At 38.0% G+C, this 13,463-nt stretch carries 17 protein-coding genes; all 17 read right to left on the bottom strand.

What is annotated here, in order from left to right; translation table 11 throughout:
• Position 1: 1 nt before the first annotated feature.
• Positions 2 to 691: a (d)CMP kinase gene (gene cmk, locus B9T35_RS10145; protein ID WP_086190995.1), complete on the bottom strand. Its 690-nt coding sequence runs from the start codon at positions 689 to 691 to the stop codon at positions 2 to 4.
• A gap of 12 nt (positions 692 to 703) precedes the next feature.
• Positions 704 to 1,138, bottom strand: coding sequence for an SRPBCC family protein (locus tag B9T35_RS10150; RefSeq protein WP_086190996.1), 435 nt, complete (start codon positions 1,136 to 1,138; stop codon positions 704 to 706).
• A gap of 81 nt (positions 1,139 to 1,219) precedes the next feature.
• Complete coding sequence (gene tadA, locus B9T35_RS10155) at positions 1,220 to 1,741, bottom strand: tRNA adenosine(34) deaminase TadA (protein WP_086190997.1); 522 nt, start codon at positions 1,739 to 1,741, stop codon at positions 1,220 to 1,222.
• Positions 1,742 to 1,747: 6 nt separating this feature from the next.
• Positions 1,748 to 2,869, bottom strand: a complete 1,122-nt coding sequence (locus B9T35_RS10160; protein WP_086190998.1) for an enoyl-CoA hydratase/isomerase family protein — start codon at positions 2,867 to 2,869, stop codon at positions 1,748 to 1,750.
• Positions 2,866 to 3,579: a uracil-DNA glycosylase gene (ung, locus tag B9T35_RS10165; RefSeq protein ID WP_086190999.1), complete on the bottom strand. Its 714-nt coding sequence runs from the start codon at positions 3,577 to 3,579 to the stop codon at positions 2,866 to 2,868. The genes B9T35_RS10160 and ung overlap by 4 nt, the downstream gene beginning before the upstream one ends.
• 38 nt (positions 3,580 to 3,617) lie before the next feature.
• Positions 3,618 to 4,214: a 6-pyruvoyl trahydropterin synthase family protein gene (locus tag B9T35_RS10170; RefSeq protein ID WP_086191000.1), complete on the bottom strand. Its 597-nt coding sequence runs from the start codon at positions 4,212 to 4,214 to the stop codon at positions 3,618 to 3,620.
• Between the two features lie 206 nt (positions 4,215 to 4,420).
• Positions 4,421 to 5,377 carry a type II secretion system minor pseudopilin GspK gene (gene gspK, locus B9T35_RS10175; protein WP_086191001.1) on the bottom strand — a complete coding sequence of 319 codons (957 nt, stop codon included), beginning with the start codon at positions 5,375 to 5,377 and terminating at the stop codon, positions 4,421 to 4,423.
• Positions 5,378 to 5,385: 8 nt separating this feature from the next.
• A complete protein-coding gene (gene gspJ, locus B9T35_RS10180) occupies positions 5,386 to 6,165 on the bottom strand; it encodes a type II secretion system minor pseudopilin GspJ (protein ID WP_228147121.1) in 780 nt (259 codons plus the stop codon).
• Positions 6,162 to 6,551, bottom strand: a complete 390-nt coding sequence (gspI, locus tag B9T35_RS10185) for a type II secretion system minor pseudopilin GspI (protein WP_086191002.1) — start codon at positions 6,549 to 6,551, stop codon at positions 6,162 to 6,164. The genes gspJ and gspI overlap by 4 nt, the downstream gene beginning before the upstream one ends.
• Positions 6,538 to 7,104 carry a type II secretion system protein gene (locus B9T35_RS10190; RefSeq protein WP_086191003.1) on the bottom strand — a complete coding sequence of 189 codons (567 nt, stop codon included), beginning with the start codon at positions 7,102 to 7,104 and terminating at the stop codon, positions 6,538 to 6,540. Before B9T35_RS10190 ends, gspI begins: the two co-directional genes overlap by 14 nt.
• 9 nt (positions 7,105 to 7,113) lie before the next feature.
• Positions 7,114 to 7,728 (bottom strand): TetR/AcrR family transcriptional regulator, encoded by a 615-nt coding sequence (locus B9T35_RS10195; RefSeq protein ID WP_086191004.1) that lies wholly within the window; start codon positions 7,726 to 7,728, stop codon positions 7,114 to 7,116.
• A 44-nt stretch (positions 7,729 to 7,772) separates the two neighbouring features.
• Positions 7,773 to 8,546 (bottom strand): TatD family hydrolase, encoded by a 774-nt coding sequence (locus B9T35_RS10200; protein WP_086191005.1) that lies wholly within the window; start codon positions 8,544 to 8,546, stop codon positions 7,773 to 7,775.
• Between the two features lie 29 nt (positions 8,547 to 8,575).
• Entirely contained in the window at positions 8,576 to 8,917 is a 342-nt protein-coding gene (locus tag B9T35_RS10205) for a PilZ domain-containing protein (RefSeq protein ID WP_086191006.1), read from the bottom strand.
• 21 nt (positions 8,918 to 8,938) lie between these two features.
• Positions 8,939 to 9,925 (bottom strand): DNA polymerase III subunit delta', encoded by a 987-nt coding sequence (locus tag B9T35_RS10210; protein WP_086191007.1) that lies wholly within the window; start codon positions 9,923 to 9,925, stop codon positions 8,939 to 8,941.
• A 16-nt stretch (positions 9,926 to 9,941) separates the two neighbouring features.
• The gene (gene kdsB / locus B9T35_RS10215; protein ID WP_086191008.1) at positions 9,942 to 10,703 is read right to left on the bottom strand and encodes a 3-deoxy-manno-octulosonate cytidylyltransferase; all 762 of its coding nucleotides are present in this window, start codon (positions 10,701 to 10,703) and stop codon (positions 9,942 to 9,944) included.
• A gap of 10 nt (positions 10,704 to 10,713) precedes the next feature.
• Positions 10,714 to 11,724: a tetraacyldisaccharide 4'-kinase gene (gene lpxK, locus B9T35_RS10220; protein WP_086191009.1), complete on the bottom strand. Its 1,011-nt coding sequence runs from the start codon at positions 11,722 to 11,724 to the stop codon at positions 10,714 to 10,716.
• Between the two features lie 6 nt (positions 11,725 to 11,730).
• Positions 11,731 to 13,461 carry a lipid A export permease/ATP-binding protein MsbA gene (gene msbA, locus B9T35_RS10225; RefSeq protein ID WP_086191010.1) on the bottom strand — a complete coding sequence of 577 codons (1,731 nt, stop codon included), beginning with the start codon at positions 13,459 to 13,461 and terminating at the stop codon, positions 11,731 to 11,733.
• Positions 13,462 to 13,463 lie beyond the last annotated feature (2 nt).

Here is a 13,463-nt window from a genome sequence, read left to right on the forward strand (position 1 = left end):
GTTAGTTAGCGAACTGAGCATCAACATAAGTTGTCATTAGATTAAACACTTCATCAATGTTCAAAGTTGAACTATCAATGATATAAGCATCATCTGCTGGCTTGAGTGGAGCAACGCTTCGCTCCATATCTCGCTTATCTCGCGCTTGTATATTCGCTAAAATGTCGCCTATTTTAACATCCAGCCCCATACCCTGCAACTGTTTTACACGACGTTCCGCTCTAGATTCAGCAGAAGCCGTCAAGTAAATCTTCGCTTTTGCCTCTGGGAAAATGGCAGTCGCCATATCACGCCCATCTGCAACCAACCCTGGCACTTGCGCAAAAGCACGTTGGCGCTCAAAAAGTGCTGTTCTAAGTACAGGAATTGCAGCAACTTTTGAAGCAAATTCTCCAACTCTTTCTGTACGAATCGTTGAAGTCACATCCACACCATCCAAAATGACCAATGTGCCTGTTTCAGTAGCTCTAAACTCGATGTCTAAATTTGTTGCAATTGTAACGCTTTGTTCAAGGACGTCTTGGTGATCCAATTCATCGATTAAATCTTTCTGATGCAATGACAACCCAAGTAAGCGATATAAAGCACCTGAATCTAACAAATGGAATTGATAATGCTCAGCTAATTTTGCTGCAAGTGTGCCTTTTCCAGAACCACTTGGCCCATCAATCGTAATAATTTGAATTGTCATTTAAAGTCCAATCTAAGCTACAGATTTTGCTAATTTAGAAAAACCAAGTGTAATCGCAAGTTTCAACTGTGCAAGTATTAATTTACTTACAAAGGGTGCACGTGCTTGTAATTCAATCGTATATTTAACTAAAGTTTTATTTGGTGTAATCGCCTCAAACTCAATAATACCAATATGATGCTTAATCAATGGATTATTAATCAGTTTATATTCAATGCGTTTATTGATGTCTACCAATGTGATCTGCTCCTGAATCGGTTTGATCGGCCCAAAACCCATACGGCGTATTGAACCCAAACCATCTGGACGACCTGGATCTGTCGAATCTTTGACACGAACCACTTGCACAGGCGCAAATGCAATATTATAAGTCGCATGTTTTGAAAGCAAATCAAATACTCGATCGATTGGCGCATTAAACTCTTTTTTTACTTGAATTGAATTCATTGTTATTCCTTTCTTTGTGGGTATTAGAACAAATATAATTTTGACAATATAAATTGTCATTAAAGATGATTATATTCTAATTTATTTATGTAGATCTTTTAATGACTTTTGTTGCATCTTGAGTTGCTTTTTTTGTTCACGACGCATTTTAAAAAAATCTGATAATTGAATTGAACATTGCTCTTGAAGACAACCACCTTCAAATTCAAAGACATGATTGTAATAACCACTTTGTAATAATTGTCGTGCACTAACCAACGAACCTGCTTTGGGTTCAGTCGTTGCAAACACAACTCGCTGAATTCGAGCATGAATTAAAGCCCCGACACACATTGTGCAGGGTTCAAGGGTCACATACAAGGTTGCATCATCAGGTAAGCGATAATTCTGTAAATGTGTGCTTGCTTGTCTTAATGCTTGAATTTCAGCATGTGCTGTTGGATCATGACTAGTAATTGGACAATTAAAACCCTGCCCAATTATTTCACCTTGACTCACAATCACGGCACCAACAGGTATTTCTTGTTTAGAAGCAGCGAATGCAGCTTGCTCGAAAGCCAACTGCATCCATTTTTCATCTTCAATTTTTTGTATTTCAATCATGTATATTTAAATGACACCATACTGCTTCAGCAATACATTCCAGCTTTCAATATTGGTTAACGGAGGATTCTTAGATAAAATTCCTGCCAAGCTCAGTGACTCAGTCGCTTCCCATTCAGGTGACAAATCTTTATCAACTAAACGTGCACGCACACCTTCAACGAAGTCAGGATGACGGATTTTCCAATTCGAAATCTGTTTTTCTAACTCAAATACTTCTGACCAAGAATGAACTTGTCTACCCCATTGCCATAATAACCATGTGATTGCAGCTGTACTTGGTGAACCCTTCTGTAAGTTTTCACTTGCTTGGCGTAACCAATCGCTACGCGCATCACTCAACCCAATAATAGATTGATAGTCTTGCTCAAAATTAACACCACGGCAAACACTATGTATCACATCAAGTGAATTCTGCAATGGACCCGGTGAAACAGGACGATGCATACCATTTAAAGTATCATCCAAAGCACGGAAATCACCCGCTGGGTAATGCCCCCAATCAATATCAAGCAGTTTCTGTAACACAACATCACGCTGTGCATCACAAATATGCGTTGCCCAACCAATACCATAACCACCGGCGGCAGTCATAATTGAACCTGTTAATCCAGTGAATAATCCAATTGGGCCACGATCTGCTAAAAAGCGTGTCGCGCCGACATCAGGATATAAACCGATATTTACTTCAGGCATTGCTAAGCGTGAATAAGGTGTCACTAAACGGAATGGTGCAGCCATAAACAGACCTAAACCACCACCCATTACATAACCTTCACCCCAAACTACGATCGGTTTGGCATAGTTATGCAACAACAAATCAAGCGCATACTCAGTTTCAAAAAATTGATTGGCTGTATCAACTTCATTATTAATCACAAGTTGACGTAATTTACGAACATCACCACCTGCACAAAATGCTTTCGGTGTTGTTGAGTCTAACCAAATCGATTTTACTGATGGATCAGTATGAAAATCTTCAAACAGCTTTAATAGTGCTGCAACAATAGATTCATCCAATGCATGAAGAGATTTTGGACGGTTCAGACGAACAATGCGCCAACCATTTTTTGCTTCTTCAATGATTAAATCTGGGTGATAGTTGTTTGTATCGGGAGAATTTGTCATGCGTCCAGCTGCCAGTCAATCGGCTCAATGCCATTTTGTTTCAGATAATTATTTGTTTTAGAAAAAACTTTACAACCAAAAAAACCACCTCGGTTTGCCGCTAAAGGAGATGGATGAGCAGCAGTTAAAACCAAATGCTTATTTTGATCAATACGTTGTCCTTTTCGTTGAGCATAAGCACCCCAAAGTATAAATACCACATGCTCACGTTGTTCATTTAGCACATCAATAACCGTATTGGTAAAGTCTTCCCAACCCTGTTTTTGATGCGATGTTGGCTGTCCTGCTTCCACCGTTAAAACACTATTGAGTAAAAGTACACCTTGTTGGGCCCATTTACTTAAATCACCATGTTTAGATGAAGGAATTGCCAAATCTGTATTCAATTCATGGAAAATATTACGTAAGGATGGCGGTAAAGCCAATCCTTTTTGCACAGAAAAACTTAAACCATTGGCTTGATTTGGTCCATGATATGGATCTTGACCCAAAATAACCGCTTTTACATTCGGTAATGGCGTAGTATTTAATGCATTAAAAATGAGTGAACTGGGAGGATAAACCACTTTTTCTGCATTTTTTTCAGCAATTAAAAAATTTCTGAGCTGATCCATTTTTGAACCCAACAAAAATTCTGTCAAACTGCTTTTCCAGCAATCGTCCAACCGAACTTGATTCAATTTGGTTTGCTCTTGTTCCGTTAATTGCATTGACGTTTCATCCTAAATCTCTATACACAAGGCATTGCTTAAATTTTGACTTGCAAATCAACTTGCGGATTTTCAAATCTAATCCCTTGTTTTAAATTCTCATACATATTAGGGTCAGTCCATTCAACTTGTACTTGCTCTGAAAATACAATCTGATCGAGACTTAAAATCCCCATTTGTTCATTTTCAATATCTTCTTGAAAACTTTGCGCATAACCTGTATCCGTTTCATGCACGATCACAGAATACACTTCCACGTCACCCTCACCATTTTGAGTGATGGTTGATTTTAATACTTGTTGTGCCAAGTAGAAAAAAATACGGGAAAACTGTTCAGCTGAAGGCGAGACAGGCAAAGCCACCCATCGAGCACTAAACGTTTTGCACGCCTGTATATATTCGGCACTATCATCTTGCCAAAAACAAATTGCATGGTCAAAACTATCAAAGAGGTCTTTAATAACTCCCTTCAACAAACCAAAGTCATACACCATTTGACCATGATCCAGCTTCGAAGCTTTAAGCAACAATTCAACTTTGTAGCTATGCCCATGAATCGAACGCTTACAACGATCAGATGTGCAGTTACGCACGATGTGCGCATTTTCAAACTTAAATAACTTACGAATTAACATGTGCCAAATAGTTCAACAAGACGTTAAGAATTTTGATTATAAAGCAAAATTGAAACACTGAGCATTAATTTTAACGTTGATTGCAATAGGCAATAAGTCTGAACATGGCATGATTTGAGTTTTTAAAATAACCAAAAGATCCTACAATAAGAACCCACCAAAAACCTACCTCACAAAAATAACATTTAAAGCCATAAAATTAGAAATTAAAATGGCGCTAAACTTCTTGCATATACAAAGACTTGTTTATCTTTTCGCATTAAATGGCTCGTAAATTGGCGTTTTCGATTACTTAGTAAAACTTCAATTTGGGCTTTAAAATAATTCGACTTCACATCAAAAAGTGCTGCAAAAGCCGTTTGAATAGCAGGATCAACCGTACTAAATGGAGGGAGAACCCAGAGGTCATTTACACTTGAAAAATGCTCCATCTTGGCTTGCTTCGCATCTACAAGTGCTTTTATTGTATTTACATCTAACTTTTCATCAATACTCGCCAACAACAAAGGTGATGCAGTATTAATATTTATTTTACTGATATTATTTAAATCAATCGGTAGTGCTGAAATATATGGCTCAATAAGCTCGTATTTCTTACCTTCAAAGCCACGAACTTGTTTCAATTCTTCAATACTGTGAAATTGTCCATTTGCAGCTAAATACGAGTTTGGCAAACCTTGATAATAATTACTTTCAGCACCCATCGAACCAATCGGTAAATCATCTGGATCAATCCAATCAATCACTGCTTGGCTAGATTCAGCCGTTAAACCGACACGCACCAATAATTTTTCAAATAGTTTTTGTGCTACCTCATTCGGTTTTCCATCAGCATTTACAAGACTATTTAAATTAAATCGACCTGACTCATCTTGCAATGTTCCAGAAACCATTCCATCTTCAACAGGAAATGGTGGCATCGGTTGTGCCCAAGTTTCTTGCAAATAATCTGCACTTGCACTGGTTTGACTATCTTGAACCAATAATTCCGAAAAAAATGACTCTGCACTTTTTGCATAAAATAAAGCTTGGTTTTGTCGCATTAAATAAGCTGTATTCTCAGTCGTATTATATTGACGCTTCGCAATGGTTGCAGCAATAATCGTCGCTAAAGCAACCATGACCAATATGGTGATTAATGCGATGCCTTTTTGCTGCTTCATATTCTGTCTCAATTGCTTGAATTGGTATTGGGCGAATTATTATTTGAATTGTTTGAGCTATTTAAATTACTTGAAGAAGAGCCACCACTAGAATTACTATTTGAGTTTGACTGATTACTTTGACTTTGTTGTATTAAAAAGTCCGTATTTAACAAACTAAATAACCACTCATATTCCACATCACGAACTGTAAATTTAAGCTTTAAACCTTTAGGTAACAAAGCCTGCGTGTTAGCATTATTCGCATCACCTGTTGTGTCAGGCCAACGATCACGTTCATTCGGATTCAAAACTGAAATTTGATATTGATCTACATCCGCCAGTAAAACACTGGACAAAGGTTGAGCCGAATTCGTCATATTTAAATTACTATATTTTAAACGATACAGCTTCTTATCTTGGGCATTATACTGATACTCAACTCGCTCATAAGGAGACAAGCCTTGCTTTAATGGATCAGTAACCCCAGTTTTACTGAATGTCAATTTTTGATTCGCCAATATCAAAGCAGGTTGAATTTGCCCTGCTGTATTTGCATTAATCGGCATAATCTGCAAGCTATCTCGCTGAACTTGTTGATAAGCTTCTTGTAGTTGCCCTAAATTTTCTTCGTGCATTGCATTGCGATCATTGACCTTAATCAAGTAATCAAACACTTTCCACCCCATTGCTGAAAGCACCGCAAAAATAGCGATTGCAACCAGCAATTCAACCAGTGTAAATCCTGTTTTTTTAGAATATTTTTGAGATTTATCACCTGAATATTGAGCGATTTTTTTATTCTTCACGATTGCTTCGCTTTTAAAGGATAATTAAAAAACACCACATTGGTCACACCTGACTCAACCTTACCCGCTTCTGTATTATACAAACTCACTTGTACATCAATACGTTGTACATTTGGACTAATTGTGGATTCAGCTTTTTTATCAATTTGCCAAGTCTGACCTTGCGAAGTGACTTGTTTTGATTGGGTGCCATCCATCCACTCATTGTTAATTTGCATTTGTGCAATTTCATTTTGAGCAACAAATTGCGCCTTAGTTCTTAAAATTGAGTTGGCTGTAGATTGCGTATATTGCATCGCAACTTTGGTCAAAGCGATGGCAGCTACAGCAAAAATTGCTAAGGCAACGACCACCTCAATTAAGGTAAATCCATTATTTTTCTTCATCGATTTTACCTAGATAATCGACATTGATCAGCTCACCAATTGGTTTTTGATCATAATACATTTGGATGCTAACAGGTTTCGCCTCACCATTACCAAACCAAATTAGCTTCGGAGCATTTGTACCAACTAAATCATCATTATTGGCATTTTGATAACGATGTTCTTGGGCTTGAACCAAAAAAGACACGTGATCTGGCAAGGTTCTGACATCAAAATCTTTAACGGACTTCCATCTATTTTGTTCAACAACCTGAGTCTGTTGTTTTGGGTCAATCACAACAGGTTGATATTCAATCAAAGCATAACGAAAACCATTCACATCCGTCGCAGGTTGTACATCTAATGCATAAATACGCGCTTGATCATTGGCTTCACGATTAATTTTTTTTAAATCTAAAATCACCAATGCGCGTGCTTGCATTGCTTTACGCTGATCCACACCATCAATATTTAACACAATTAATGATGCCATGATACTCACGATTACAATAACAACCATTAACTCTATAAGCGTAAAACCTGCTCGGTTTAAAGGTGATGATTGAGTTTTCATAATCGCCTTTTAAGCCACGTGTTCCGTGACCAGTTGATGTTTGGGCAATAGTAATGCTTGATCAATTAAAGCCACGCGCAAAGTATCTCGGCAACCTAAATAACGCTGATAAAAACTCGAATTTAGAATGGAAGCACCACCCTGCGTGATTGACCAAATCGAAGCCAAATAATCACGTACAGACATTAAGCTTTGTATAGATTCAAGATAGCTTTCTGTCATGCGAATGATGATGCGTAAGCGTTGTTTACGAATTTGGTAAAGCTCGCTAAATAACAGATGAATCCCTTGCCCAGTCGTCGAAAGACGTTCTTCAATTTGATGAAAAAGAACTGCACGTTCAGGATGATGCAAGTGATGTAACATAAAAAATGCCAAATGTTCAGGAAAACCTTTCTCTGTGTCTTTGACCATTTCTAATAACATGCGCTCATTACGAATAATAAGCAGCATATACAATTCATCTTTACTCTGAAAATGCTTATACAGCGTCCCTTTCGCCAGATCCAATTCCGCAGCAAGTGCATCAAGAGTCATTCCAGACTCACCATTTTCTAAAAGCAATTGTTCAGCAACCTGAAAAATTAATGCTTCTCTCGCTCTAAACTGAGCCTGACGATCCATCTTCACTCTATAACTCTCTTCTTTCTTCTATTCAGCCAGAATATTTATTTCATACTAAGGAGATTTTCAAAGTTTTGCGTGGTTATGAAAGCAATCTCCTCAAGTGGTTTATCATATACATCACTTAAGGCTTTGGCTACATAGGGAACGTATTTAGGCTCATTAGACTTTCCTCTATAAGGCATTGGTGCCAAATAAGGACTGTCTGTTTCAATTAACAATCGATCTAAAGGCACTTGCTTGGCTACATCACGTAAATCTTGTGCATTTTTAAAAGAAACAATGCCTGAAAACGAAATATAATAACCACAATCTAGTACAGCTTTGGCTGTTTCCCAATCCTCTGTGAAACAATGCAAAATACCATGTGTGGATTTTTCAGCACGAATAATATCAACAGTCTCATGTTTGGCAGAACGTGTATGCACCACCACTGGTTTTTTTACTGCTTGCGAGGCATGAATATGTCGTGCAAAACAAGCTTTCTGCTCTGAAATAAATTCAGTGCTGTGAAAATAATCTAAGCCCGTTTCTCCCAAAGCCCAAGCTTTCTCAGCCTGAGCCAACTCAACCAAACGTTCAACAGTTGCACGTCGCATCACAGCGACATCTTCACAAGGATGCACACCCACGCTATAACCGACATCATGATGACGAGCAGCTATTTCAGACAACGCAATATGATCATCTAAATCAACAGAAATACCCATGAATTTAGAGACACCTGCGTCACGTGCTTGCTGTAATGCAGCATCTAAATCGCCGCCATACGGCTCTAAATTCAACATCGTTAAGTGACAATGCGTATCAACAAACACAGTAATACCTTCTTGCTTAGATTTAGAAACTACATTGTAAAGCTAGGACGGTCTAAAGACATACTACCTGCAAGTAATTTTTCTGCTTCCATTTTATAATAGATGCCTTTTTCGCCACTCAATTGAATCGCGAAACCTTGTGGTTTCATTCCTGCTTGTTTTTGCGAAATCCACACCACTTTGCCTGTCAATGGAATTTTTTGAGATTGATCAGGAAGCGTTGCCAATACAAACACTTCTTCACCCATTTTTACACTTTGTTTTGAGGGAATAAACAAACCACCGCCTTGCACATAAGGCATATAGCTGGCTTGCAAGGTCGCTCGGTCATTAATATTAACTTGTAATAAACCGCCCATACGTGGTTGCATCATTATTCCCCATTTATTATGTCATGATGATGAAACATTCATGAGTTTGATAAAAAGTTGATCGATAATTAGATTTGTTTGCACATTCTGATCAACCAATTGTTTGAATTGCTGTAAATTTTCATAAAGATCGAACAATGTTTCCAAATCATATTGCTCAGCGATTGGATGAAATTGAAGATCTATATTTTTTACGCTTTGATTTAGCTTGACACAAATTATATCGGACAACAAGTATTCAAACATCTGTATAAAGTCTACAAAATTCAGTTCTTTATTCCATTTGCTTGCATATTGCATTGGCATGCTTTTTTGTGTAACCAGTTTTTGCCAATCTTGTAAAAAATCACCACGTCTTTTTAGCCAATCCATCTGCGCTAATTCTAAAGCTTGTAATGGCATCTGATTAGATAAGTTCATCAACAACGGAATCTGTGCATGCATCGACTCCGTTAAATGCAACTTTAGATATTCTTCACCTTGCTCAGGAGAAATACGATCCAAAGCAAAATGTTGTAACCGACTACGAATCGTTGCAGGCAATTTTAAATAATGATCCGCCAATAGAATGAGAACCACACGATCACCCGGTTCTTCAAGCGTTTTCAATAGTGCATTTGCAGAGGCTATATTCAGTGCTTCCGCAGGCTCTATCACGATAATGCGCCAACCATCTACGGTTTGCTGAACAAAAGGCTGTAAATCTCGAATTTTTTCAATCTTGATTTTGGCATTTTGCTTTTTATTGTCTTCATCTGTGCTGATATAGACATAATTAGGATGTGTATCCGACTTTAACCACAGGCAACTACTGCATACGCCACAAGCGCCTTCAGGCTGCTTATTTAGACAAAGCACCCATGATAAAAAATGCTGTGTAAATGCCTGCTTACCACAACCTTTTTTACCATAGAAAAGTAGACCATGTCCTAAGCGCGGAAAGCGCCCTGTTAACGTTTCCCACACCTGTTTTTGCCATGGATAAACCTGAGAATTTGTTGCATCCATGTTTTAAATCCAACACTTATTCAAAATATGAAACATCCATCGCATTTAAACGGTCTAGATCTGACTGAGTATCGACACCCGGTGGTAAATTCACTTGTGCTATATCAATAGCAATTCGATGTCCATTTTCAAGAACTCGTAATTGCTCAAGGCTTTCCAGTTGCTCAAGTGTTCCCATATCCCAAGTCACATACTCTTGCAATAAATTCACACGATAGGCATATAAACCAAGATGACGATAAGCATGTTGATGTAATGGACTATCTGTATGCTTCGCACCATCTCGATCATAAGGAATCGATGAACGACTAAAATACAGTGCCTCATTGAATTTAGACATGACAACTTTCACAATACTGTCACGCTGAAACTCTTCCAATAGATGAATCGGTTCGCAAAGAGTCGACATAGAGCAATGTGGTTTTTGCACCAATAGATCTGCAACTTGCTCTATCAATTGGGCAGGCAACAAAGGTTCATCACCTTGCACATTCACAATAATATCTTGTGCATCCCAACCTTTAATTCGTGCCACTTCGCTCAAACGATCAGTGCCAGAAGGATGATCAGGACTGGTCACCACAACATCTATACCTTCCGCACGACAAATCTCAGAAATACGTGCATCATCCGTTGCCACACAAAGATCATCAAAACCATGCACTTTTTTCGCCTGATCAACCACACGTAAAATCATGGGACGACCATGAATTAAGAGCAACGGTTTCCCAGGTAAACGAGAACTTGCGTAACGTGCAGGAATTACAATATGTTTCATTCATCAAACCTTAAGAAATATGAATATTCAGTTGACTCAATTGTTGATTAAATAAGGTATAGCACTCATCCGATAAAACTGCTTCAACAGGGATTACCCAAATTTCTCGACTAAATGTCGGATGTTTTTTTAATAGGGGTAATAACTTTACTGCATCTTTTTCAGTGGTAATAATCGGATTGGTATCTTCAAACTGTATATCATCAATATCATAGTCATAATGATCTGGAAATTCATGGCATTGGAATTGATGAACACCGATTCCTTCTAACGTTTTATAAAAGCGTTGCGGAAAGCCAATTCCAACAACCGCATAATAATCCGCATTTGGATCAAAAATTTCCGCCTGATCATACATTGGATTGAGCAAATAAGGTTCTGCAACTTGTAGATGCATATTCAAATCAGTCTTTGGATTTTGTGCATGCTCAATCACTGTACTATTTTTTAATCGTGTTACTGGTTCTCGTAAATACCCTTCAGGTAATAACTTCTGATTACCCAAACCACGATTATTGTCTAAGACAATCCACTCCAATTGACGTTCTAGAGCCCAATGTTGTAAACCATCATCACTAATTATTAAATCTAATTTGTAATTTTGTAAAAGAAGTTCAATACTTTCCTGACGATTTGGACCAACAGCCATTGGTACATCTGTAGATTGAACAATTAAACACGGTTCATCACCAACCATTTCTGGAACCACATCTAAAGTAACTAAGGCAGGAAATGCACCTTGACCACCATATCCGCGACTAATAACACCCACCTTAATTTTATTTTGTTGCAGGTATTTAACCAAGTGAATTAATAAAGGGGTTTTTCCGCTACCACCCACCGTAATATTTCCAATCACCATGACAGGAATCGGGGCTTTATAGCGAGGCTTCATACCACTTTGATACATTTTTTTATTGAGTAAAAATCCGAATCGATATAACCAAGAAAATGGACGCAAAACAATCAACCACTTCGCCTGTTTATTCCAAGCATCTTGAATGATTTGCACTATAGACATCGGAAGTTATTCCTCAAAATTACGTTGGTGCAATTGATAATAAGCACCATGCTGAGCCAATAGCTCTGCATGCGTACCTTGCTCAATAATACGCCCTTTATCCATCACCACAATAATATCTGCATTTTCAATAGTCGATAAACGATGTGCAATTACGATAGTTGTACGATTTTGATCCTGAATTGCTTCATCAAATGCTTTCTGAATAAAATACTCAGACTCATTATCTAGAGCGCTGGTCGCTTCATCTAAAATCAAAATTGGTGCACGTTTCAAAATTGCACGCGCAATTGCTAAACGTTGACGCTGTCCACCTGAAAGTGACAAACCTTGTGCACCCAACTGAGTATTATAACCTTCAGGTAAAGCCATGATGAAATCATGTGCATAGGCGGCTTTTGCCGCTGCGATAATTTCTTCATCCGTCGCGCCTTCCAACTGACCATACGCAATATTTTCACGAATCGTTCTGTTAAAGAGCACTACTTGTTGATTGACCATTGCAACCTGAGTACGCAAACATTTTAATTCAATATCACGAATCGCAATTTCGTCTAAATAAATTTGACCTTTACTGGCTTCTTGGAAACGAACCAACAGATTCACCAATGAAGATTTACCCGCACCTGAACGACCAACCAAGGCAACTGTTTGTCCAGATTGAATATTCAAAGTGAAATCTTGAATTGCATGGGTACCATCTTGATAAGTCAAATCCACATGATCAAATCGAATATGACCTTGTAGTTTTGGCGTCTGTGTTCCCGTATTTTCTTCTTCTGGTAAATCTAACAATTCAAAAACAGAATAAGCTGCTGCCATACCGCGCTGTAATTTTTCATTTACATCGGTCAAACTTTTCACTGGTTTTGCCAACAAACCTGCCGCAGTAATATAAGCAACAAATTCTCCAGCAGACGTATCTCCTAAAATTTCGGGTCTAAGCGCCAACCAAACAATCACACTCATTGCGATTGCCATGACCAATTGCACCAGTGGACTATTCAGATTTTGAACAACCACCATTTTTAAACCACGTTTTAAGTTTTCTTGAGAAGAATTATAAAAGCGTTTTTGCTCACTAGCCTCGCCTGAAAAACTTTTAACAATCGCCTGCCCATTGACACTTTCTTGAACAACATGGTTCACATCACCCATGGTGTCCTGCACTTGAATGGACAGTTTACGCATACGTTTGGATGCTTTACGAACTAAAAAACCAATAAACGGTAAAACGATAAAAATACACAGCGTCAATTTCCAATTGGAATAAAACAAATAACCCAACAAACCCACTGTAATTAAGCCATCTTTTACAATAGTCTGCAATGATTCTGAGGATGCTGCTGTCACTTGCTCGACGTTATACATAATCTTGGCAGTAATATGCCCAGATGAATTATCTAAATAATATTGCGAAGGTAAGCGAAGTAGTTTTGCATAAACTTCTTGTCGAATACTAAAGACTAAGCTTCGTGAAATGACTGCTGTAAAATATCCGCCCATGAATAAACCAAATCCACGGAAAAAGATAAGCAAAACGATTAAAGCTGGAAACCAATTTAATTCACTACGATTACCGCTTTGAATCGCATCAATGATGAATTTGAGTAATTTTGCTACAGAAACTTCAGTTGCAGCATTAATTGCAAATCCAACAAGGACCAATAAAGCGATCCCCCAATACTGTTTTAAATACGAAATGAGGCGTACATAGATCTTTACATCTTGATTCACAG

Source organism: Acinetobacter sp. ANC 3832 (genome assembly GCF_002135415.1).
In the GTDB taxonomy this organism is placed as follows: domain Bacteria; phylum Pseudomonadota; class Gammaproteobacteria; order Pseudomonadales; family Moraxellaceae; genus Acinetobacter.